At 69.8% G+C, this 20,441-nt stretch carries 24 protein-coding genes; 14 read left to right on the plus strand and 10 right to left on the minus strand.

Annotated features, from left to right (window positions below):
• Positions 1-10: 10 nt before the first annotated feature.
• Together DJ017_RS04455 and DJ017_RS04460 are read left to right on the plus strand one after the other, a co-directional pair.
• Positions 11-682 carry a TetR/AcrR family transcriptional regulator gene (locus DJ017_RS04455; protein ID WP_227000017.1) on the plus strand — a complete coding sequence of 224 codons (672 nt, stop codon included), beginning with the start codon at positions 11-13 and terminating at the stop codon, positions 680-682.
• Positions 679-858: a rubredoxin gene (locus DJ017_RS04460; RefSeq protein WP_111527581.1), complete on the plus strand. Its 180-nt coding sequence runs from the start codon at positions 679-681 to the stop codon at positions 856-858. Before DJ017_RS04455 ends, DJ017_RS04460 begins: the two co-directional genes overlap by 4 nt.
• A gap of 58 nt (positions 859-916) precedes the next feature.
• Here DJ017_RS04460 and DJ017_RS04465 read toward each other — a convergent pair whose 3' ends face one another.
• Positions 917-2,434 carry a flavin-containing monooxygenase gene (locus DJ017_RS04465; RefSeq protein ID WP_227000018.1) on the minus strand — a complete coding sequence of 506 codons (1,518 nt, stop codon included), beginning with the start codon at positions 2,432-2,434 and terminating at the stop codon, positions 917-919.
• 279 nt (positions 2,435-2,713) lie between these two features.
• Here DJ017_RS04465 and DJ017_RS04470 point away from each other — a divergent pair, with 279 nt between their 5' ends.
• The gene (locus DJ017_RS04470) at positions 2,714-3,190 is read left to right on the plus strand and encodes an Rrf2 family transcriptional regulator (protein WP_111527583.1); all 477 of its coding nucleotides are present in this window, start codon (positions 2,714-2,716) and stop codon (positions 3,188-3,190) included.
• On the opposite strand, the gene DJ017_RS04475 is transcribed toward DJ017_RS04470, so the two are convergent.
• Positions 3,187-3,906 carry a NifU family protein gene (locus tag DJ017_RS04475; RefSeq protein ID WP_227000019.1) on the minus strand — a complete coding sequence of 240 codons (720 nt, stop codon included), beginning with the start codon at positions 3,904-3,906 and terminating at the stop codon, positions 3,187-3,189. The two genes, DJ017_RS04470 and DJ017_RS04475, sit on opposite strands and share 4 nt — an antisense overlap.
• A gap of 74 nt (positions 3,907-3,980) precedes the next feature.
• Here DJ017_RS04475 and DJ017_RS04480 point away from each other — a divergent pair, with 74 nt between their 5' ends.
• Both DJ017_RS04480 and DJ017_RS20230 read left to right on the plus strand, forming a co-directional pair.
• Positions 3,981-4,418: a group III truncated hemoglobin gene (locus DJ017_RS04480; protein WP_111527585.1), complete on the plus strand. Its 438-nt coding sequence runs from the start codon at positions 3,981-3,983 to the stop codon at positions 4,416-4,418.
• A gap of 25 nt (positions 4,419-4,443) precedes the next feature.
• On the plus strand, positions 4,444-4,596 hold the full coding sequence (locus tag DJ017_RS20230; protein WP_165830523.1) for a hypothetical protein: 153 nt from the start codon (positions 4,444-4,446) through the stop codon (positions 4,594-4,596).
• Between the two features lie 13 nt (positions 4,597-4,609).
• Here the strand turns inward: DJ017_RS20230 and DJ017_RS04485 are convergent, their stop codons facing one another.
• Entirely contained in the window at positions 4,610-6,433 is a 1,824-nt protein-coding gene (locus DJ017_RS04485) for an alkaline phosphatase family protein (RefSeq protein WP_111529964.1), read from the minus strand.
• 229 nt (positions 6,434-6,662) lie between these two features.
• Here DJ017_RS04485 and DJ017_RS04490 point away from each other — a divergent pair, with 229 nt between their 5' ends.
• Positions 6,663-7,394 (plus strand): M23 family metallopeptidase, encoded by a 732-nt coding sequence (locus DJ017_RS04490; protein WP_111527586.1) that lies wholly within the window; start codon positions 6,663-6,665, stop codon positions 7,392-7,394.
• On the opposite strand, the gene DJ017_RS04495 is transcribed toward DJ017_RS04490, so the two are convergent.
• Complete coding sequence (locus DJ017_RS04495; protein WP_111527587.1) at positions 7,391-7,660, minus strand: hypothetical protein; 270 nt, start codon at positions 7,658-7,660, stop codon at positions 7,391-7,393. The genes DJ017_RS04490 and DJ017_RS04495 overlap by 4 nt on opposite strands.
• Before the next feature lie 153 nt (positions 7,661-7,813).
• Positions 7,814-8,071, minus strand: coding sequence for a GlsB/YeaQ/YmgE family stress response membrane protein (locus DJ017_RS04500; RefSeq protein ID WP_111527588.1), 258 nt, complete (start codon positions 8,069-8,071; stop codon positions 7,814-7,816).
• A gap of 194 nt (positions 8,072-8,265) precedes the next feature.
• Between DJ017_RS04500 and DJ017_RS04505 the strand changes: the two genes are divergently transcribed.
• Positions 8,266-8,580: a glycine zipper 2TM domain-containing protein gene (locus tag DJ017_RS04505; RefSeq protein ID WP_227000020.1), complete on the plus strand. Its 315-nt coding sequence runs from the start codon at positions 8,266-8,268 to the stop codon at positions 8,578-8,580.
• A gap of 35 nt (positions 8,581-8,615) precedes the next feature.
• On the opposite strand, the gene DJ017_RS04510 is transcribed toward DJ017_RS04505, so the two are convergent.
• The 4 genes from DJ017_RS04510 to DJ017_RS04525 form a co-directional block, all read right to left on the minus strand.
• Entirely contained in the window at positions 8,616-10,217 is a 1,602-nt protein-coding gene (locus DJ017_RS04510) for a peptide ABC transporter substrate-binding protein (RefSeq protein WP_111527589.1), read from the minus strand.
• An 80-nt stretch (positions 10,218-10,297) separates the two neighbouring features.
• Positions 10,298-10,570, minus strand: a complete 273-nt coding sequence (locus DJ017_RS04515) for an usg protein (RefSeq protein WP_111527590.1) — start codon at positions 10,568-10,570, stop codon at positions 10,298-10,300.
• A gap of 140 nt (positions 10,571-10,710) precedes the next feature.
• Complete coding sequence (locus tag DJ017_RS04520) at positions 10,711-11,085, minus strand: hypothetical protein (protein ID WP_111527591.1); 375 nt, start codon at positions 11,083-11,085, stop codon at positions 10,711-10,713.
• A complete protein-coding gene (locus tag DJ017_RS04525) occupies positions 11,082-11,651 on the minus strand; it encodes an NUDIX domain-containing protein (RefSeq protein ID WP_111527592.1) in 570 nt (189 codons plus the stop codon). The genes DJ017_RS04520 and DJ017_RS04525 overlap by 4 nt, the downstream gene beginning before the upstream one ends.
• A gap of 166 nt (positions 11,652-11,817) precedes the next feature.
• On the opposite strand from DJ017_RS04525, the gene DJ017_RS04530 reads away from it, so the two are divergent.
• On the plus strand, positions 11,818-13,077 hold the full coding sequence (locus tag DJ017_RS04530; RefSeq protein ID WP_111527593.1) for an LLM class flavin-dependent oxidoreductase: 1,260 nt from the start codon (positions 11,818-11,820) through the stop codon (positions 13,075-13,077).
• A 14-nt stretch (positions 13,078-13,091) separates the two neighbouring features.
• Positions 13,092-13,868 carry an alpha/beta fold hydrolase gene (locus tag DJ017_RS04535; RefSeq protein ID WP_111527594.1) on the plus strand — a complete coding sequence of 259 codons (777 nt, stop codon included), beginning with the start codon at positions 13,092-13,094 and terminating at the stop codon, positions 13,866-13,868.
• Position 13,869: 1 nt separating this feature from the next.
• Here DJ017_RS04535 and DJ017_RS04540 read toward each other — a convergent pair whose 3' ends face one another.
• A complete protein-coding gene (locus tag DJ017_RS04540) occupies positions 13,870-14,610 on the minus strand; it encodes a DUF6065 family protein (protein ID WP_111527595.1) in 741 nt (246 codons plus the stop codon).
• Between the two features lie 88 nt (positions 14,611-14,698).
• On the opposite strand from DJ017_RS04540, the gene DJ017_RS04545 reads away from it, so the two are divergent.
• The 5 genes from DJ017_RS04545 (at position 14,699) to DJ017_RS04565 (ending at position 20,439) form a co-directional block, all read left to right on the plus strand.
• Complete coding sequence (locus tag DJ017_RS04545; RefSeq protein WP_111527596.1) at positions 14,699-15,292, plus strand: alpha-ketoglutarate-dependent dioxygenase AlkB; 594 nt, start codon at positions 14,699-14,701, stop codon at positions 15,290-15,292.
• A 110-nt stretch (positions 15,293-15,402) separates the two neighbouring features.
• Positions 15,403-16,638, plus strand: a complete 1,236-nt coding sequence (locus DJ017_RS04550; protein WP_111527597.1) for a parallel beta-helix domain-containing protein — start codon at positions 15,403-15,405, stop codon at positions 16,636-16,638.
• Complete coding sequence (locus tag DJ017_RS04555) at positions 16,635-17,690, plus strand: SO2930 family diheme c-type cytochrome (RefSeq protein WP_111527598.1); 1,056 nt, start codon at positions 16,635-16,637, stop codon at positions 17,688-17,690. Before DJ017_RS04550 ends, DJ017_RS04555 begins: the two co-directional genes overlap by 4 nt.
• Positions 17,691-17,758: 68 nt before the next feature.
• Positions 17,759-19,090, plus strand: coding sequence for an MFS transporter (locus tag DJ017_RS04560; protein ID WP_111527599.1), 1,332 nt, complete (start codon positions 17,759-17,761; stop codon positions 19,088-19,090).
• A complete protein-coding gene (locus DJ017_RS04565; protein WP_111527600.1) occupies positions 19,087-20,439 on the plus strand; it encodes an MFS transporter in 1,353 nt (450 codons plus the stop codon). Before DJ017_RS04560 ends, DJ017_RS04565 begins: the two co-directional genes overlap by 4 nt.
• The last annotated feature ends 2 nt before the right edge of the window (positions 20,440-20,441 follow it).

A 20,441-nucleotide genomic window follows, 5' to 3' on the forward strand; every position in this document is an offset into this window, starting at 1 on the left:
CAGGGGAGCCGTGACGCAAATCAGCCCCCATTCCGTCGGACGCCGCACCCAGGCCGAGCGCCGCGACGAATCCGGCCGCAGCCTCCTGGAGGCGGCGATCGAGGTGGTGGCCGACGAAGGCGTCAGCGCCGCCACCTTCGAGACGGTGGGACGTCGGGCCGGCTACAGCCGGGGCCTCGCCACCCAGCGCTTCGGCTCCAAGCAGGGGCTGATCGAGGCGGTCATCCAGCACCTGCACGAGCGCCAGGAGCAGGCGCTCGCCGAATACCGCATCGACGAGCTGCCCGGCCTCGAGGCGGTGCTGGCCTATGTGGACCTCTACCTGCGTGGCCTTGGGCAGCAGAGCGAGACCCGCGCCTATTTCATGCTGCTGTCGGCCCAGGTGGCCGACGCCACCGAGCTGCGCGCCTCTTTCGCCGCCGAGCACGCGCGCGTCGAGCGCCGGCTCGAGGGCCTGGTGCAGAAGGGCCAGGCCGAGGGGGCCATCCGGCGCGAGATCGACGCCGACGCCGCCGCCCTGATGATCGGCTCCCTGCTGCTGGGGCTCTCCATGCAGGTGCTCGTCGATCCCGAGACCGACGTCGACCCGATCCGCGAAACCAGCCTTTCCACCCTGCGCCTCAGCTTCGGGACTGAAGGACGCCCCAACGGCCCTCCCAACGGCCCCAAAGGACAGTCATGAGCGACGCCTCCTACAAGACCTGGCAGTGCCGCACCTGCGGCTACATCTACGACGAGCAAGCTGGCGATCCGGCCGAGGGCCTGGCGCCCGGAACCCGCTGGTCCGACCTCCCGGACGACTGGTGCTGCCCGATGTGCGGCACGGCCAAGGCCGATTTCGACATGATCGAGCTGTAGAGATCGCGCAAAGAAAAGCCTCTCCCAAGCTCCGCTCGGGAGAGGCGGGCGTCTGAACCTACTCCGCGGCGACCGCCTCGGGCCGCACGGCCTGGCCCTCGTAGCGGAACTCCGGCCCGTCGAGGTCGACCTTCGGGAGCTCGTTGCGCTCGGCCCAGTAGTCCTGGGTGTGCTGCCACTCGGGCTTGTTCCCCCGGCGCGGCATCAGGTCGATGTCGCGCATCAGATAGCCGGGGTTGAAGTTGTCCTCGTCGATCCAGGGCAGGCGCGGCATGTCCTTGTCCTCGGGCCGCAGCTGGACGCTGACCTTGGCGACGCCCTTCTTCTTCATGTGGTTCAGCAGGCGGCAGACGAAGTCGCCCATGATGTCGACGCGCAGGGTCCAGCTGGCCCGGAAGTAGCCGAACACCCACACCATGTTGGGCACGCCGGTGAACATCATGCCGCGGTAGGTGACGGTGTCGGCGAAGTCGATGGGCTTGCCGTCCACCTCGAACTTGATATCGCCGAGCACGCACAGGCGGAAGCCGGTGGCGGTGACGATGATGTCGGCTTCCAGCTCCTGGCCCGACTTCAGGAGGATGCCCTTGTCGGTGAAGCGCTCGATCTCGTCGGTGACGACGCTGGCCTTGCCCTCGCCGACCTTCTGGAAGATGTCGCCCTCCGGCACGAAGGCGATGCGCTGGCGCCAGGGGCGGTAGCGCGGGGTGAAGTGCTTCTCGGTGACCTCGGGGCCGACGAAGGCCGAGACGCCGGCCAGCAGCTCCTGCTTCACCGCCTCCGGCTCCTCGAAGGCGCGGCGGGTGAACTCCTCGCCCATCTTCAGGCGCTGGCGGCGGACGATCTCGTGGATCCAGTTCTCGTCGATCTCCAGGGCGCGCAGTTGGTCGGCCATGTCGTCGACGTTGCGGCCCGGCACGAAGTAGGTCGGCGAGCGCTGCAGCATGGTGGTGTGGGCGGTGTCGTCGGCGATCGCCGGCACCAGGGTGGCCGCGGTCGCCCCCGAGCCGATGACGATGACCTTCTTGCCCTTGTAGTCGAGGTTCTCGGGCCAGGTCTGCGGGTGGACGATCTGGCCCTTGAAGTCCTTCATCCCCGGCCAGTCCGGCGTGAAGCCCTCGGAATGGCGGTAGTAGCCCTGGCACATCCAGAGGAAGTTGCAGGTGAAGGTGAGGGTCTCGCCGGTGTCGGTGCGCTGGGCCTCGACCGTCCAGGTGTTGGTCTCGCTCGACCAGCGGGCGTTGGCGATCTTGTGCTTGTAGCGGATGTGGCGCTCGAGATCGTTCTCCTCGATCACCTCGCCCATGTACTTGAGGATCTCGTCGGCCGTGGCGATCGGCGCGCCGACCCAGGGCTTGAAGCGGTAGCCGAAGGTGTAGAGGTCGCTGTCCGAACGGATGCCCGGGTACTTGTGGGTGTGCCAGGTGCCGCCGAAGTCATCCAGCGCGTCCAGGATCACGAAGCTCCTGTCGGGCGACTGCTCCTTCAGGTGATAGGCCGCGCCGACGCCGGAGATGCCGGCGCCCACGATCAGCACGTCGAAATGCTCGGTCTTCGCCTGAGACTTGGCGGTCATATCCATGGACGGTTCCCTCTTGCGCTTTTGGCGTCACTGTCCGGGCGTCTCTCAAGGGCGCCCTTGATCCAGATCAAAGATAACTTATCAACGATAACCAACCAACTCGGATTTGCGCAAGCGCCGTTCGACGACCCGGCTGCCAGTATTTTAAGGGGATCGCGCTGGAGGTTCCGGCGCGGCCGGGGCAAGCTGGACGCCGAACTCGCAATCGGGCTCGCAATTTTCCGGCCTCGCTGCCTCGCTCCTGTCCCGCTTCCGTCGCCAACGAACCCTTCCATGCGCCTGACCGTCTATACCGACTACGCCCTGCGGGTTCTGATGTACGTGGCCGTCACCGGCGAGCCCAAGGCGTCGGGCGAGCCGTCCCGGGCGCGGCCGACCATCGCCGGCATCGCGGCGAGCTACGGCATCTCGCGCAACCATCTGATGAAGGTGGTCCACGAGCTGGGCCTGGCCGGCTATCTCGAGACCACCCGCGGTAAGAACGGCGGCCTGAAGCTGGCCCGGCCGGCGGCCGAGATCGTGCTCGGCGAGGTGGTCCGCAAGACCGAGCCGGACCTCGCCTTCGTCCCTTGCCTGGATCTGGTCAACGCGACCTGCGCCATCACCCCGGCCTGCCGGCTCCGCGGCGCCATGCACCAGGCCCGCGCGGCCTTCCTGAAGGTGCTGGACAGCTACACCCTCGCTGACCTGGTGGAGAACCGCGCCGCCCTCGAGGGCCTGTTGAGCCGCGTCGAGGTCCCCGCGGACTAGGGCGTCCGCTCCGGACGCCGCGGGATCTCCCGTCCGCCGTGGGTGAACACCGGCCGCGCGCCGGCGCCGCGGCCGCCGAAGCCTTCGATCCAGCGGCGCAGGCGCGAGGCTCCGGCGGGCGCGGGCGCCCCGCCGATCTCCTCGACCCGCGCCACCTCGGGAACGTAGCGGCGCACGATCTGCTCGATCCCGGACTTCAGGGTCAGGCGTGAGGAGGGGCAGCCGCCGCAGGCCCCCTGCATGCGGATCCACAGCACCCCGGTGTCGGCGTCGAAGCGCTCGAACAGCACGTCGCCGCCGTCGCGGGCGACGCCCGGGCGGACATGCAGCCCCAGCACCTGCCGGATCTCCTCCTCGATCGGATCCTGGCCGGCGTCCTCGACCGGCGGCGAGTCGTCGGCGATGGCCGGTGCGCCGGAGGCCAGATGCTCGGCGATCGCGGCGATGACGGCGTAGCGCAGGGCGCTCCAGGGCGGCCCCGCGGCGGCGCGGGTGACGGTCACGAAACCCGGCGCGACGAACACCCGCTCGACGCCCGCCAGCCCGAACAGCGCCGCGGCCAGCGTCGAGCGCGCCGCATCGAAGCCGCTGCGGGCCAAGGCGTAGGTCGCGCCCTCGGTGAGGCGCGCCCCGGGGGCGAGCTCGGGAATGAACTTCAGGGCGTCCGGGTTGGGCGTCTGCTCGGTGAGGACGAGCACCGGCGGGGTCCTTCGCACGATCGGGCCGACCGGCCCTTGCCTGCGACAGGTAGGCCCTGGCCAAACCATAAGCAATATTCTAAATACATCTTATGAGCTCGATCCAGGAACGCCGCGCCCAGCTGGCCCCCGGAACCGCCGCCGGGGTCACCGAGGACATGATCCAGGGCCTCGTCCACGCCTTCTACGCCAAGGTCCGCAAGGACCCTGCGCTCGGGCCGATCTTCAACGCGGTGATCGTCGACTGGAACGAGCACCTCGCCAAGCTGTGCGACTTCTGGTCCTCGGTTCTCCTGATGACCGGCCGCTTCCACGGGGCGCCGATGGCCGCCCATGTGCGCCTGCCCGACGCGCGGGCGACCCACTTCGCGCGCTGGCTGCACCTGTTCCGCGAGACGGCCGCTGAGACCTGCCCGCCAGAGGCGGCGGCCCTGTTCGTCTCGCGGGCCGAGATCATCGCCCAGAGCCTGCAGCTCGGAATCGCCGCCCACCGCGGCGAGCTGCCGCCGATGCGCGTCGCCGCCTCATAGAAGGCTTTCTGGAAGGGCCCGTCCCATGTTCCGCCTGCTGATGCTGCCCTCGAACCTGGTCTGCGACCGGCTGGGGATTTCCGACGAGCACGAGCGCGGCATGGTCCGCATGCTGGTCAACACCCTGATCTGGATCACGGTGCTGATCACGGTCCTGACCCTCGTCTGGACCCTCTAGGCGAGAGTTCCGACTAGGGCTTGAGGCCGATCGTCCGGCCCGGCATGCCGGCCGCGTCGAAGTAGCGCCGGCCCTCCGCCTCCTGGGCGTTCAGCACGGTCACGAAGCCGTTGGCGGCCGGCGCCGAGCGCAGGACGAGCGCCTTGCTCTCCGGCGGGGCGGGACCGTCGGCCAGGGCCTCGGCCATCACCCGGCCGGTGAGCCGGCCGCGCGGCGCCATGTCGAACCCGAGGACGTGGGCCAGGGTCGGCGCCCAGTCGGCGTTGCTGACCGGCGCCGGATCGACGAACCCCTTGCGGAAATCGGGACCGGTGGCGGCCATGAAGTTGTGGGTGTCCTGGCGGCCGAACGAGCCATGGATGCCCTGGCCCTGCTGCTGCTCGCTGTCGGCCACCTCGGCGCCGCAGACCTCCGGATCGGCGCAGCCGGTGGAGAAGCTGCGGAAGCCCACCGCCATGTCGGGGGGCGGTGTGCGCGAGGCGCCCACGAGGTTGACGGCGCTGGTCGGCAAGGCGCCGGGAACCGGCCCCAGCGCGTCCCGGACGAAGAGGGCGCCGGTGTAGTCCTGGGTCGCAAGGAAGGCGGCGATCCGGCGGGCGAGCGCCTTGGCGTTGGCGCCCGGCAGCCAGATCAGGTTCGTGCCGCCGTTCGGCGCCACCACCACCTCGGGATGGGCCGGATCGGCGCCGATCAGCGCCCCGTTCTTCGGCCGGAAGCCGCCCTTCAGGTCGACCGGCAGGCCGTTGCCGTCGTGCAGCGGCAGCTTCAGCGCCCGGGCGAGGTCGATGGCCAGGAAGCCCGGCGGCAGGAAGCCGGGCGTCACATCCCGGTACTTCAGCTTCGCCGCGCCGCTCGTCCGGCTCTGGCGCGACATCACCGAAAAGCCGTGGTCGGCGGTGACCACAATGTCGGTCTCGGCCTCCAGGCCCAGGCCCTTCACGGCGTCGCGCAGGGCCTGAAGGTCGTTCGAGGCGTTCCGGATCGCGGCCATGGTCGTCGGCCCGTTGATGCCGGGGGTCAGGCTGTTGAGGCTGTCGCCCTCGTTGTGCTGGGTGCCGTCCGGATCGCGCGACCAGAACACCAGCACGAACGGCCGGCCTTCGGCCTTGAAGCGCGGCAGCAGCACCTGGGTAGCCACCTTCAGGAACCAGTCCTGCTGCTCCACATTGGCGACGATCGCGCCGGGCATGTTGTAGGCGCCGCCGGACCCGTTCAGGCCGCGGTCGGGCGCCTCTGCCGGCAGGCCCGCCGCCTTGATGGCCTCGGCGATCCCTGGGGGCAGCGGCACGCCCTCCCCGTCCTTCCAGCCGGTGTCGTCGTCGATGACGATCCCTTCCCGCCCGGCCAGCGCGGGGAGGTCCTGGACCCCGGCCGGGCCCTGCTTGCCGATAACCGCCGTGGCGTAGCCCTTGGCGCGGGCCGCCGTCAGCAGGTTCACCTCGCCGAGGTAGTTGCCCGCGTAGCGCTCGTTCACGTGCGAGAGGACGACGTTGTTCTCGAGCCCCGCCAGCGGCGAGGCGTAGGGCGCGGGAAAGCCCTTCCCCACCCAGATTGTGTTTCCGAAGTCGCCGGTGTCGCCGAGGTAGTGGCCGGTGGCGATGGCCGAGGCGTTCGGCGTGGTCACCGTCGGATAGAGCGAGTGGCTGTTGGCGAAGTCGACGCCTTCGCTGCGCACCTGCGCCAGGGCGGGCGCGGTCTGCGGCGTCACGATCCGCGAGCGCAGCCCGTCGGCCACGAAGATGATCACGTTGTGCGGCGCGGCCCCGGCGGCGCCGGAACCGAGGGCGGAGAGCGCCAGGAAGGCGCCGGCGAACAGGGGGCGGAGAATCGCTTTCATGAGGGCGCGCAAAATGGCGCCGCTTCATGACAATTGCGCTGCGGATCCGGCGGAACGCGGTTCGGCTGCGACGGCGCCGAGTCGACGAAGCGATCGGCCGAGGCGGCGCCCCATTCACGCCAGAATTATCTGAGCGGCCGGCAGCTCTTCGAGGTGTCTGTCAGTATAGCCGTTGTCGCGGCGAGATGACGCATTAGATCGCCGCCTCGTTTGTCCCATCTAGCGCTCCATGCGCCGCCAGATCCTCTCGACAGTCACGCTCGTTCATCGCATCGCCGAGCGTGTGGAATCCTTCGGTCCGCGCGGCATACTTGCGCTTGCTATCGGCGTGGCTGTGGGCTCCCTCGGGATTGCCGAGGCGGCGGTGCGTGCGGAGGCCCGGAACGGGGACGCCGTCCCCGCCCTGGCCCAGCTGACCTCGGCGCCGGCGCCGCGCGAGGCCGTGCAGCTCGCTCCGCAGGGGCCGGTCTGGGACGGGCTCGACATCGACGGCGACGGCGCGCCGGACTTCGCCAATCCGACCGGCGGGGAGCCGCGCGGCCATGACGCTTTCGGCGACGGCTATTTCCACGCCTCGCGCGATGGCGGCGCCCGGGCGCACGAGGGCGTCGACTACGACAGCCGGTCGGGCCAGCTCGTGCTCGCTCCGATCTCCGGCTACGTCTCGAAGATCGGCTACGCCTATCCGGGCGACGAGCGCTTCAAGTACGTCGAGATCGACAATCCGGCCCTGCACCTCCAGGCGCGGGTCTTCTACGTGAACCCCAAGGTGGAGGTCGGCCAGACGGTGGAGCTCGGCCACGCCGTGGGCACGGCGCACAGCCTGCAGGGCCGCTATGCCGGTATCACCGACCACATCCATCTGGAGCTGGAGCGGCGCGGCCGCAGGATAGACGCGCAGACGGTGATCATGGCCCGCGCCCCGACGCCGGGGCTCGGCCTCGCGGCGGCGATGAACTAGTCCGCCGCCTCGTCGTCGCCGGCCTCGGGCTCGCTTTCGCCGTCCATTGCGGTGCGCGGGCCGTCCGTCGAGGAGCCTGTGCGATGGCCGTCGGGCGTGACGCCGGGCGCATCCCAGGTCGCGGTCTCGCGGACCGCCTCGTCCGGGTCGGCGCGGTCCTCGCCCGAACCCAGGCCCCCCGCCCCATAGCCGGTGCGGTAGGCCGCGCCCCCGCCGGCGCCGGTCTTCGGTCCCGAGCGCTGCTCTGTCTTGCGGATGTCGGCCATGGCGGGTGCTCCGGGACCACAGATTCGGGCAGCCAACCCGCGGGGCCTTGGCGGCGTTCCGACCCCCGAACGCAGAAAGCCCCGCCTCGCGGCGGGGCCTTCCTAACTCTCCCCAAGCGCTCCGGACGTGTCCGGAGACGCGCCTTCAGGGTCCTATAGGGCCCGTCGGCCGACCAGGGCGTGGTAGATGAACAGGACCACCACGGCGCCGACGATGGCGACAAGGATGGAATAGATATTCAGACCGGTGACGCCGGCGGCGCCGAAGCGGGTGAACAGGAAGCCGCCGACAAACGCGCCGACGACACCGAGGATGAGGTCGAGCAGCAGGCTGCCGCCGGTCCGGTTCACGAGCTTGCTGGCGATGAAGCCGGCGATCAGGCCCAGCACAATCCAGGCAAGAACAGACATGGCGTTTCTCCGAGCTGCCGGCCTTTCAACAGGTTGGCCGGCGGAATGCCCGAAAAAAGACAAGAGGCGACGGTTGGTTCCGGAGGTTGTCCGCATGAAGGCCAAAGGGCGGTTTGGCCGGCGGACGGCAACCTTGAGCATATCTCAGGCGTTTCAGACCGATGCGTGTCGCCGCAACCAAGGAGAACTGACCTTTGCGCAACAAGCTGATCGCGTCCGCGACTCTCGCCGTTTCCGCCCTGAGCCTGGCGGCGGCCCCGATGGTCGCGAGCGCGCAACCTCAACATGGCCGGCACAAGGTGCTGGTCTGCGGCGCGAGCCGACATGCGAAGAACACCGGCACCGTCGTCGGCGCCATCACCGGCGGCCTGCTGGGTAACGCCGTCAGCCACGGCGGCGGCCGCACCGGCGGCACGATCATCGGCGCCGGCGTTGGCGCCGTGGCCGGCCACCAGATCGCCAAGTCCAACGGCAAGCGTCACTGCCACTACGAGTGGCGCAGCTACTGACCGCGCCGCCCCGCTCACCTGACCGGCTCCGCCGGTCAGCGCGGGCAGAGCCAGCGGGTGCGGTGGAAGTTCTCCGCGTTGTCCACCCAGCCGGTGATGCGCGGGTTCACCAGGGCGCGGTTGACGGTGAAGTCGATCGGAACCGTGCCCTCGTCCGCCAGCATCAGCCGCTCGGCGCGGGCCAGGATCTGGCCGCGCCGGGCCGCGTCCGCCTCCCGGTCGGCGGCGTCCAGCAGGGCGTCGTAGGCCGGATTGCGATAGTCGCCGTAGTTCTGGGCGCCGGTGTCAGACTTGAGCAGGCCCAGGAAGGTCATCGGGTCGTTGAAGTCGGCGTACCAGACCATCATCCCCACCTGGAAATCGCGGTTGGCGTAGGCTGAGAAGGCCACGGGCCCGTCGTTCTGGACGAGGCTCGCGTCGACGCCGATCGCGCGCCAGTCGGCCTGCACCGCCTGGGCGAGCAGCAGGCTTTCCGGATTGTTGGTGGTCTTGATCTCCAGCTTCAGCGGCCGGCCCGGCGAATAGCCGGCCTGCGCCAGGAGCGTCCTGGCCTCGGCCTGTCGCGCGGTCAGCGGCCGGCCCGCCCAGACGGTGCGCGCGCCGCCCGGATAGTTGGCCACCCCCGGCGGGACGAAGGCGTAGGCCGGTTGCTGGCCGGCGCGCAGCAGCTTGCCGGTGATGAACTCGCGGTCGACCGCCTGAGAGAGGGCGCGGCGCACCCGCAGGTCCTGCAGCGCTGGGACCGCGCGGTTGAACGACATGTAGAGGGTGGCGAGGGAGGTGTGGGTGCGCACGTAGCCGGGCATCACCGACCTCAGCCGCGTGATCCGGTTCGACAGGAAGGTGTTGGTGGCGTCGAGCTCGCCGCGCTGGATCCGCCGCTCGACCGAGATGGCGTCGGGCGTCGCGAAATAGTCCACCCGGTCGAAACAGACGTGGGCAGCGTCGAAGAAGGCCGGGTTCTTGGCCAGACCGATGTGGTCGCCGAGTCGCCAGGAGACCAGCCTGTAGGGACCGTTCGAAACGTAGCGGCCGGGCGTCACCCACTTGTCGCCGTACTTCTCCACCACGTGCCGGGGCGCGGGATAGAAGCTCTGGTGCTTGGTCAGCTCGGGCAGGTAGGGCGCGGGGTGCGCGAGCTTGAGCTGCAGGGTGTAGGGATCGAGGGCCTTGGCGCCGAGCGTCGAGGGCGCGGCCTTGCCCTCGCTGATCGCCTGGCCGCCCTCGATGACATAGGCGAGGTAGGCGTAGATCGAGGCGATCTTCGGATCGAGCAGCCGCTGCAGGCCGAAGACGTAGTCGTCGGCCGTCACCGGGACGCCGTCGGACCAGCGCGCGTCGCGGCGCAGGTGGAAGGTCCAGACGAGGCCGTCGGGGCTGGTCTCCCAGGAGGTCGCTCCGCCGGGAGCCGGGCTGGCGTCGGGCGCCTCGGTGGTCAGCCCCATCATCAGGTCGCCGATCACCCAGCTCTCGGAGATCAGGTTGGCCTTCTGCGGGTCGAGGGTGGCGGGCTCCAGGTCGAGGCCGAACTCGAAGCAGCGCTGCCCGGCGGGGCAGGCGGGGCGCCGGACCTTGTCCTGGCAGCCGGCGAGCGCGAACCCGAGAATGGCAAGGCAGGCGAGGATCAGGGGGCGCAAGCGGCGGACTTTCGGCGACGGGAAGCGCCGCCATCAGTCCACGCCCGCCGCGCCCTGGCTAGAGGGACTGTGACAAGAGGCTAGTGCAGCCTGAACTCCGCGCCGACAGCCTTCAGCTCCGCCGGCTTGATCAGCCGGCAGTGGGCGACGGTCACCTTGAACAGCGGCCCGTCCAGGGTGCGGCTCCAGAAATCCAGGAACTTCCGCAGGGCGGGGAATTCCGGACAGAGATCGTAGTCCTGCCAGATGTAGCTCTGCAGCAGGCTGGGATGGTCCGGCATCCGGTAAAGGATCTCCGCGGTGGCCAGACTGTAGCCTTCCAGCTGCTTGCGGAACTCGGGCGACGCCATCATGCGCAAACCTCGGCGTTGTTGGTCCGATGCGCGGCGCGCGCGGGCGCCGCGCAAGGGAACTATGCGCGATTCGCGAGATTGTTCCTGCAAAATCAGGTGTTTAGCACTCGGCTCGTCGGCCTGCTGCCAAGCCTGCTCAGTCAGCGCGGATAGGCGCTCGGGATCAGGCGCAGCGGCACGGGCGCCTCGAACGGCCGCCAACCGCGGTCCCGGATCACGTCGTTGCTTTCCTTGGCCTGGCGGCCTGGACCGAGCGACCAGGTGATGTGGTAGGTCGAGCCGTCCGGCCGGTCTGTCGTTCCACCGATGCGCACGACCATGGCCTGGACGCCGGCGCCGTCGTCAGCCTCGCCGACGATCTCGCCCGCCGTGGCGGTCGGCAGCGCCGCCGCCGCGTCGCCGAACTTCAGGGTCACGTGGTCGGCGACCGGCTTGGGGTAGCGCGGCGCGAAGCGCTTCAGCAGCGCCTCGCGCTCGCCGCGGTCGAGGGCCCAGCCGATGAAACCCGGTGTCATGCGAACAGCTCCGGACGACGCGCCTTCAACGCATAGACGAGGGTGAAGGACTTCAGGTCGGTCAGCTCGCCGCCCTCCAGCTTGCTCCAGAGCTCGGCGAGGGGGACTTCCAGCACGGTGATGTGCTCCTGCTCGTGGTCCAGGCCGCCGCCGTCGCCGACCCGGTCGGTTCGGGCATAGGGCGCCAGATAGAGCGCGATGCGCTCGGTGGAGACCCCCGGGCTCGCGTAGACCGCGCCCAGCGGCTCCAGGGCTCCGAGCTTCACCCCCGCCTCCTCCAGCGCCTCGCGCCGGGCGCAGGTCTGCGCGTCCTCGCCCTCGTCGATCATCCCCGCCGGCGCCTCGAGGAGCTGGTCGGGGCCGCCGCGCCAGGTGACCGGCGCCCGCGGCAGGCTGACCAGCAGGGCGCAACGCCGCTCTGGGTCATAAGGCAGGACGCAGGCGGCGTCGCCGTGGTGCTCGATCTCGCGCCGGAAGGTGGAGCCATCGGGCGCCGAGAGGGTCGCCATGACCAGGGTGGAATAGCCCTCGTAGATGGGCTGGACGTCGAGGATCTCGAAAGCCATGCGACCTCTCTAACGCCGCTCGGGACGCTCGCGCAGCATCGGATGCAAAGCCGGTGGCCGATTCACATCCGGCAAGTCGAAGCGGTATGGCGCTTGGACTCCCCCGTCGTTGGATTATCGTCGTTCAGCCACCGCCCGTCAGAGGCGGGGCATGGGAGGAAGACCGATGAAGTTCACCTGGTTCAACCTGATGCCGTGGCCCTATCTGCCGGACGATTTCCGGGAGAAGAACCGTTCGGTCTGGGTCGACATCGACCAGCGCCTGTTCGATCCGGTGAAGAGCCATGAGGTCTACAACACCTATATGGACCTGCTCGAATACGCCGCCGACCTCGGCTTCGACGGCATCGGGGTCAACGAGCATCACCAGAACGGCTACGGCATCATGCCCTCGCCGAACATCATCGCCGCGGGCCTGGCGCGCCGCACCAAGGACGTCGGCCTGGTGGTGCTCGGCAACTCCATCGCCCTCTACAATCCGCCGGTCCGCGTGGCCGAGGAGTTCGCCATGCTGGACTGCATCTCCGGCGGGCGGCTGGTGGCCGGCTTCCCGGTCGGCACCTCGATGGACACCAACTACTGCTACGGCCAGATCCCCTCGCTGACCCGCGAGAAGTACGCCGAGGCGCACGAGCTGATCATCCGCGCCTGGACGGAGCGCGATCCGTTCGCGTTCAACGGCCGCTACAACAAGCTGCGCCACGTGAACATCTGGCCGCGGCCCATCCAGCAGCCGCATCCGCCGGTGCACATCCCCGGCGGCGGCTCGGTCGAGACCTACGACTTCTGCATCGACAACACCTATTCCTACTCCTACCTCAGCTTCTCCGGGTACCTGCGGGCCCAGGCGCTGATGAACGGCTACTGGCAGCGGGTGGAGGAGCGCGGCGCGCCGGACAAGAGTCCCTATCGCGCCGGCTTCGCCCAGACGATCTGCGTGGCCGAGACCGACGAGGAGGCCGAGCGGCTGTATTCGGAGCACGTCAGCTACTTCTACAATCGCTGCCTGCACGTCTATCCGGGCTTCGCCGACGCGCCCGGCTACCGGACCATCAAGACCATCCAGACCGGCGCCTTGTCGCAATACGCCCCGCCGCGCGGCGGCTACGCCGAGCTCACCTGGAAGGACCTCACCGAGCAGGGCCACGTCATCGCCGGTTCGCCGGAAACCGTGCGCCAGCGGATGGAGGACCTGATCAAGGGCCTGCACGTCGGCAACATCTTTTGCCTGATGCACGTCGGGAACATGCCCGCCGACAAGTGCATGTATTCGACCCGGCTGTTCGCCGAGAAGGTCATGCCCAAGCTGCGCAACATGTTCCCCGACTACGCCGACGACGACCGGTTCTGGTGCAAGCCGATCGCCCAGGTCGCCGCCGGCTCGCTGCCGGCCTCGCCGGCGCGCGCGCCGATCCCGGCCGAGTGAGGGAGGAGGCCACGATGGAACTCAAGACCGTCCAGACCCACCACGTTCCGGTCCGCTACATCGAGGGCGGGTCCGGTCCCGACCTCGTCTTCCTGCACGGCGCCGGCGGCGTCACGCCGGAGGATCCGTTCCTCGCCGCCCTCGCCAAGACGCACCACGTCTACGCCCCGCTGGTCCCCGGCTACGGCGACAGCGAGGAGGCGCCCGAGATCCGTGACATGCTGGATTTCACCCTCCACACCTGGGACGTGGCCGCCGCGCTCGGCCTGAAGGACCCGATCCTCGTCGGCCATTCGATGGGCGGCATGATCGCCGCCGAGATGGCCGCGGTGCAGCCCAACGACGTCAGCCGCCTGGCGCTGATCGCCCCGGCCGGCCTGTGGGACGACGCCCACCCGATCCCCGACCTCTTCGCGACCCTGCCCTACGAGATGCCGGCGCTGCTGTTCCACGACGAGGCGGCGGGCGCGGCCATGCTCACCGCCGGGCGCAACGTCGAGGATCCGGGCTTCCTGCAGCAGTACCTGGTGACCAACGCGCGCCAGCTCGGCATGGCGGGCCGCATCCTGTTCCCCATCCCGGAACGGGGGCTCCAGCAGCGGCTCTACCGCATCAAGGCGCGCACGGTGATCGTCTGGGGCGACAGCGACCGGCTGATCCCGCCGGCCTACGCCCACGCCTTCAAGAAGGGCATCGCCGGCGCCGAGCTGGTCTCGATCCCCGAGGCCGGCCACATGGTCGTCCTCGAACAGACGCAGGCGGTGGCGGAGGCGGTGGGGCGGCTCGGCTGACCTACTTCTCGGTCTCGGGCGCCTTGAGCCGGCGCTTGTTCACGTGGCTTTCGACCTTGTCGCCTTCGAGCGTCTCGCCGCGGAAGTAGAACTTCTGCCAGGAGCGCTTGAGGGCGTCGGGGTCGCCGGCCTGGAGCTGCTGGTTGAACTCGGCCCGCGAGGTCGACCAGGTCTCGTACTGGCGCTTCAGCTCGGGGTCGCTGTCGAGGGTCTTCAGCACCGGCTCGAACCGCTCGAGCTGGTTGTGCTCGACGACGTTGATGAAGCAGAACGGCTCGTCCTTCTCGAAGCGCACGCGGCCGGGCGCGGTGAACAGCCAGTTCATGGTGAAGGGGAAGGGCAGCCAGTCGGTCTCCACGAGGCCGGTCAGCGGCTGGATGCCGTGCTTGGGGTGGTTCGGCGGGCCCGAGGTCAGCACCGCCCAGCCGGGCTGGGTGCGGAACAGATAGCCGGTGTGGAAGGTCAGGGTCCCATAGGCGAAGTGCGACTGCACGAAGCCCTGCGGGTTCTTGATGTTCGGATCGTCCGGAATGATGCGGATCGCCGCCGTCGAGGTCCCGCCGCTCCACTCGGCGGTGAAGCCGAACGGGCAGAGGATCTCCCAGCCGGTGGTGTTGGCCATGGTCAGCGGCAGGCAGCGGTAGGGCGCGCGGCTGGCGAAGGCGTCCATCCAGCGCCGCTCGGGCCGGCCAGGGATCAGCTGCGGCGGATCGGGAATGGTCTTGAAGCACTCGAGCTGCATGCGCGCACCACGGCGGAAACCGGACGTCCAAAGCATCAACGCCGCAATGGCCGCATCGTGGCAAGGCCGGCCGCGTTAGGATGGCGCTATGGCCAAGACGCCCGCCCACCAGGCCAGCCTGTTCGACCTGCCCCCCGTCGCGCCGGCCCACCTGCCGGATGGTTTCGTCTATCGCCGCGAGTTCGTCGACGCCGAAGCCGAGGCCGCCCTGGCCGCCTGGCTCGGGACCCTGCCATTCAGGGCCTTCGAGTTCCGCGGCTACGAGGGCCGCCGACAGGTCGTCTCCTTCGGCTGGCAGTACGACTTCAACCGCAGCCACCTGCTGAAGGCCGACGACATCCCGGGCGAGCTGCTGCCGCTGCGCGCGGCGGCGGCGGCCCTGGCCGGCCACGCCCCGGCCGACCTGCAGCAGGTGCTGATCAACAAGTACGAGCCGGGCGCCCCGATCGGCTGGCACAGGGACCGGCCGGTGTTCGCCGAGGTGGTCGGGATCTCGCTGCTGGCGCCCTGCGTCTTCCGCCTCAGGCGGCGCACGCCCGCAGGCTTCGAGCGCGCCAGCCTGACGCTGGAGCCGCGCTCGGCCTACCTGCTCTCCGGGGCGGCGCGCACCGAATGGGAGCACTCCATTCCGCCGGTGGGCCAGCTCCGCTACTCGATCACCTTCCGCAACTTCCGCAGCTGAGGCTCCCGCCCCGGCCCACTCGGCATTGACGGCGCGCGGCGAACCGGCCTTCCTGCCGCCAACGGCATACCGCTGTTTTAGGCGGCGTCGAGAAGATCGGGGAGGATCGGATGAAGACCCTGCTGACGGGCGCGGCCCTGTTGTCGAGCCTGTTGTCGGCCACGCTGCTGGCGAGCGCCGCCGAAGCGAAGGTGATCGCGGTGACGCCGGGCGGCGACGCCCAGGAGAAGGTGCAGACCGCCCTGCTCGACGCCAAGCCGGGCGACACCGTGGAGCTGGCCGCCGGCCGCTACGAGCTCACCGACGGGCTGTCGCTGGACGTCGCCAACGTGGTGGTCAAGGGCGCCGGGCCCGAGGCCACGGTGCTCTCGTTCAAGGACCAGAAGGGCTCCGGCTCGGGCCTCCTGATCTCCTCCAGCCAGGTGACGGTCCGCGACCTCGCAGTCGAGGACGCCAAGGGCGACGGGATCAAGGCCAAGGGCGTCGACCAGATCAGCTTCGTCAACCTGCGGGTCGAATGGACCGGCGGGCCCAAGGCCACCAACGGCGCCTACGGCGTCTATCCGGTGAGCTCCACCAACGTCCTCATCGACAAGGTGACCGTGAAGGGCGCCTCCGACGCCGGCATCTACGTCGGCCAGTCGAAGAACATCGTGGTCAGGAATTCCACGGCGCAGTTCAACGTCGCCGGCATCGAGATCGAGAACTCGATGAACGCCGACGTCCACGACAACCTGTCGACCCATAACGCCGGCGGCATCCTGGTCTTCGACCTGCCCGGCCTGCCGCAGATGGGCGGCCACTCCACCCGCATCTTCCACAACAGGGTCGTCCAGAACGACACCCCGAACTTCGCCCCCAAGGGCAACATCGTCGCCCAGGTGCCGACCGGCACGGGCGTGATGATCATGGCCAACCGTGACGTCCACGTGTTCGGCAATGACATCGACGCCAACGCCACCGCAGCGGTGATGCTGGTCGCCTACACCAACGACTATGCGGACCTGACCTACAACCCGCTGCCGCGCGACATCACGGTGCACGACAACAAGATCGGCAAGAACGGCTTCGACCCGCAGTTCCCGGGTGGGGCGATCATGGCCAAGGCCATGGGCGGCGCCCTGCCGCCGGTGATCTGGGACGGGGTGACCAACTTCACGCCCAAGGGCGCCAGCGCGCCCCAGGCGGTGCATGTGCGGATCACCGACGGCCCGGTCGCCAACCTGCACTTCGCCGCCCCCGGCGCGGTGTTCACCGCCAAGCCGCAGGTGACCCCGGCCATCGACGACGGCGCCGTCGCCGAGCCGGCGCCGGTGGTCCTGCCCAAGGCGCAGGCGACGCTTTGAGGCGGCTGTTCGCGGCGGTCCTCGCCCTGGCGCTGGTCGGGGCCGCCCCGCCGCCGGCCCCGGTGGCGCGGGACGTCCTGATGAGCGACACGCCCGCGGCCGAGCTTTCCGCTTATCGCCTGTTCACCGACCCGGGCGCGCGGCGGCCCAACGCCGGCGTCACGCCCTATGCCCTGAACACGCCGCTGTTCTCCGACTATGCGCTCAAGCAGCGCTACCTCTACCTGCCGCCGGGCGTGAAGGCCGGCTACCGGCCGAGCGGGGTGCTCGACCTTCCGGTCGGCGCGACCCTGGTCAAGACTTTCGCCTACCCCGCCGACTTCCGTCGCCCGGACGAGAAGGTGCGCTTCGTCGAGACGCGGCTGCTGATCCACCGGAAGAGCGGCTGGGTAGCGCTGGCCTACGTCTGGAACGAGGAGCAGACCGAGGCGGTGCTGAAGCGCGCCGGCAAGCGGCTGGGCGTCGACTTCCTGGACGCCGGCGGTCGGCCGCGCCACGTGGACTATGCGGTGCCCAACGCCAACCAGTGCAAGGAATGCCACTCGGTGGGCGAGGACCTGACGCCGATCGGGCCCAAGGCGCGCAATCTCAACGGCGACTACGCCTATCCGGAGGGGCGCGAGAACCAGCTCGCCCACTGGACCCGCACGGGCCTGCTCGCCGGCGCGCCGGCGCCGGCCGCCGCACCGCGGACGGCGGTCTGGAACGACGCGCGCGAACCGCTCGAGGCCCGCGCCCGCGCCTACCTCGACGGCAACTGCGGCCACTGTCACAACGCCCACGGCGCGGCCAGCAACTCCGGCCTGTTCCTCGACCTGGAGGAGACCCGCGCGCCGGTCATCGGCGTCGGCAAGCGGCCGGTCGCGGCCGGCAAGGGTTCGGGTGGCCTGCTCTTCGACATCGCCCCTGGCGACCCGGACGGCTCGATCCTGGTCCACCGCATGGGCTCCACCGAGCCTGGCGTGATGATGCCCGAGCTCGGCCGATCCACCGTGCACGATGAGGGTCTCGCGCTTGTGCGGGCCTATGTGGCGAGCCTGAAGGCGAAGTAGCCACCGCGCGCGGCGCGGGGCATGGTGCGGCCAAGGCCGGCGTCATGATCGGCCGTTCGGGAGGAACCATGAGCACCATCGCCGCGGGCGCCGCGCCGCCCGCCGCCGCGCCGGGCGCCATGCGCAAGGTGATCTTCGGCAGCCTGATCGGCACCACCATCGAGTGGTACGACTTCTTCCTCTACGGGACCGCCGCGGCCCTGGTCTTCAACAAGCTGTTCTTCCCCAAGGCCGACCCGCTGACCGGCGCCATGCTGGCCTTCACCACCTACGCGCTCGGCTTCGTCGCCCGACCGCTGGGCGGCATCGTTTTCGGCCACTTCGGCGACCGCATTGGGCGCAAGAAGTTGCTGATGGCGAGCCTCGTCATGATGGGCGGCTCGACCTTCGCCATCGGCCTCCTGCCGACCTTCGCCCAGGTCGGCGTCCTCGCGCCCCTGCTGCTCACCCTGCTTCGCCTGCTGCAGGGCTTCGCCGTCGGCGGCGAGTGGGGCGGGGCGGTGCTGATGGCCGCCGAATACGGCGATGCGAAGCGGCGCGGGACCTGGGCCGGCTGGCCCCAGGTCGGGGTGCCGGCCGGCAACCTCGTGGCCGCCGCCATCCTGGCGCTGATGGCCGCCTTCCAGAGCGACGCCGACTTCATGGCCTGGGGCTGGCGCGTGCCCTTCCTGCTCTCGGCGGTGCTGGTGGCGGTGGGCTGGTGGGTGCGGGTCAGCCTGGAGGAGACGCCGGTCTTCCAGGCCCTCGCCGAGCGCGAGCATGAGATCCCCAAGGCGCCGCTCGTCGAAGCGGTGAGGAAGCGCCCTGGCGGCCTGGCCATCGGCGCGGGCCTCAGGCTGGGCGAGAACATCTGCTACTACGTGCTCACCGCCTTCTCGATCACCTACCTGACCGAGGTCGCCCACCTGTCGCGCGCCATCGCGCTGAACGCCCTGCTGATCGGGGCGGCGGTGGAGGTCGTGACCATGCCGCTCTTCTCCTGGCTCTCCGACCGGGTCGGCCGGCGCCCGGTCTATGCGATCGGTGCGGCCGGCATGGCGCTCTGGGCCTTCGCCTTCTTCCGCCTGCTCGACACCGGCTCCGCCCCGCTGATCGTCGCGGCTGTGGCCGTCGGCCTCGTCTGCCACGGCGCCATGTACGGACCGCAGGCGGCGTTCATCGCCGAGCTCTTCCCCACCCGCTTCCGCTATTCGGGCGCGTCCTTCGCCTACCAGGCGACCTCGATCGTCGCCGGTTCGCTGGCGCCGATCATCGCCCTGGCCATGTTCAAACAGACCCATTCGGCCCTGCCGATCGCCATCTATGTGGCGCTCGCCTGCTCGGTCAGCGTCATCGCGGCGTTGATGGCGCGCGAGACCCGCGGCAAGAGCTTCGCCGAGATTGACGCGGAGACCGCATGACCGCCGCCCCGGAGACGACCCTGGACGCCGCCCCGCGCGGCGCGCTGCCCCGCATCGCGACCCTATCGGAGCGCCGCCGAGCGGTGTTCGGCGCGGCCATCGGCACCACCATCGAGTGGTACGACTTCCTACTCTACGCCTCGGCGGCGGCCCTGGTGTTCAACAGGGTGTTCTTCCCCAAGGCCGATCCCCTGACCGGGGCCATGCTGGCCTTCACCACCTATGCGCTGGGTTTCCTGGCGCGGCCGCTGGGGGCGGTGGTGTTCGGCCACTTCGGCGACCGGACCGGGCGCAAGAAGCTCCTGATGGCCAGCCTGATGCTGATGGGCGGCTCGACCTTCGCGATCGGCCTGCTGCCGACCTACGCCGGGGCCGGCATGCTGGCCCCGATCCTCCTCACCTTCATGCGCCTGCTGCAGGGGATCGGCGTCGGCGGCGAGTGGGGCGGGGCCATGCTGATGGCGGCCGAGTACGCCGAGGCGCCGCGCCGCGGCTTCTGGTGCGGCGTCGTCCAGGCCGGCGGCGCGGTCGGCAACCTCCTGGCCACCGCGATCCTCGCGGGCTTCGCGGCCGGTCTTTCCGAGCACGACTTCCTGGCCTGGGGCTGGCGGATCCCGTTCCTGTTCTCGGCCGCCCTGATCGTCGTCGGCCTGTGGCTGCGCTCCGCTGTGGCCGAGAGCCCGGTGTTCGAGGCCGCCCTGGAAGAGGCCGAGGGGGCGCACGCCGCCCCCATCGTCCAGGTGCTGAAGACGAAGGGCTCCCGCGTCGCGCTCGGCGCCTGCCTGAAGCTCGCGGAGAACATCTCCTATTACGTGGTCACCGCCTTCGCCATGACCTACCTGACCGAGGTCCTGCACCTGCCGCGCAGCGTCGCGCTCAACGGCGTCCTGGCGGGCGGCGTCGCCGGGGCGGCCAGCATGCCGCTGTGGGCCGCGCTCTCCGACCGCGTCGGCCGCCGGCCGGTCTACATCGCCGGCGCGGTGGGGCTGTCACTCTGGGTGTTCGCCTTCTTTCCGTTGGTGCGCACCGGCTCGCCGCTGGTGATCGCCGGCGCGACGTTTCTGGCCGTGCTGATCCACAGCGCCATGAATGGCCCGCAGGGGGCCTTCATCGCCGAGCTGTTCCCGACCCGCGTGCGCTATTCCGGCGCCTCGCTCTGCTACCAGCTGCCGGCCATCGTCGGCGGCTCCTTCGCGCCGATCATCGCCATCGGCCTGCTCAAGGCCACGGGCTCGACCGTGCCGATCTCGGCCTATGTGGCGACCGCCTGCGCGATCAGCTTCGTGGCCGCCCTGCTGGCGCGTGAGACCAAGGGCAAGACCTTCTCCGAGATCGACGCGGCCGGCTGAGG

It is taken from the genome of Phenylobacterium soli (assembly GCF_003254475.1).
GTDB lineage: Bacteria > Pseudomonadota > Alphaproteobacteria > Caulobacterales > Caulobacteraceae > Phenylobacterium > Phenylobacterium soli.

Coding starts and splice junctions, on each gene's coding strand:
- DJ017_RS04520 (WP_111527591.1), bottom strand. CDS start 11,085: ATGACACCGGGTTTCATCGGCTGGGCCCTCGACCGCGGCGAGCGCGAG.
- DJ017_RS04550 (WP_111527597.1), top strand. CDS start 15,403: ATGAAGACCCTGCTGACGGGCGCGGCCCTGTTGTCGAGCCTGTTGTCG.
- DJ017_RS04470 (WP_111527583.1), top strand. CDS start 2,714: ATGCGCCTGACCGTCTATACCGACTACGCCCTGCGGGTTCTGATGTAC.
- DJ017_RS04565 (WP_111527600.1), top strand. CDS start 19,087: ATGACCGCCGCCCCGGAGACGACCCTGGACGCCGCCCCGCGCGGCGCG.
- DJ017_RS04480 (WP_111527585.1), top strand. CDS start 3,981: ATGAGCTCGATCCAGGAACGCCGCGCCCAGCTGGCCCCCGGAACCGCC.
- DJ017_RS04525 (WP_111527592.1), bottom strand. CDS start 11,651: ATGGCTTTCGAGATCCTCGACGTCCAGCCCATCTACGAGGGCTATTCC.
- DJ017_RS04515 (WP_111527590.1), bottom strand. CDS start 10,570: ATGATGGCGTCGCCCGAGTTCCGCAAGCAGCTGGAAGGCTACAGTCTG.
- DJ017_RS04545 (WP_111527596.1), top strand. CDS start 14,699: ATGGCCAAGACGCCCGCCCACCAGGCCAGCCTGTTCGACCTGCCCCCC.
- DJ017_RS04560 (WP_111527599.1), top strand. CDS start 17,759: ATGAGCACCATCGCCGCGGGCGCCGCGCCGCCCGCCGCCGCGCCGGGC.
- DJ017_RS04465 (WP_227000018.1), bottom strand. CDS start 2,434: ATGACCGCCAAGTCTCAGGCGAAGACCGAGCATTTCGACGTGCTGATC.
- DJ017_RS04500 (WP_111527588.1), bottom strand. CDS start 8,071: ATGTCTGTTCTTGCCTGGATTGTGCTGGGCCTGATCGCCGGCTTCATC.
- DJ017_RS04535 (WP_111527594.1), top strand. CDS start 13,092: ATGGAACTCAAGACCGTCCAGACCCACCACGTTCCGGTCCGCTACATC.
- DJ017_RS04540 (WP_111527595.1), bottom strand. CDS start 14,610: ATGCAGCTCGAGTGCTTCAAGACCATTCCCGATCCGCCGCAGCTGATC.
- DJ017_RS04530 (WP_111527593.1), top strand. CDS start 11,818: ATGAAGTTCACCTGGTTCAACCTGATGCCGTGGCCCTATCTGCCGGAC.
- DJ017_RS04485 (WP_111529964.1), bottom strand. CDS start 6,433: ATGAAAGCGATTCTCCGCCCCCTGTTCGCCGGCGCCTTCCTGGCGCTC.
- DJ017_RS20230 (WP_165830523.1), top strand. CDS start 4,444: ATGTTCCGCCTGCTGATGCTGCCCTCGAACCTGGTCTGCGACCGGCTG.
- DJ017_RS04495 (WP_111527587.1), bottom strand. CDS start 7,660: ATGGCCGACATCCGCAAGACAGAGCAGCGCTCGGGACCGAAGACCGGC.
- DJ017_RS04460 (WP_111527581.1), top strand. CDS start 679: ATGAGCGACGCCTCCTACAAGACCTGGCAGTGCCGCACCTGCGGCTAC.
- DJ017_RS04490 (WP_111527586.1), top strand. CDS start 6,663: ATGCGCCGCCAGATCCTCTCGACAGTCACGCTCGTTCATCGCATCGCC.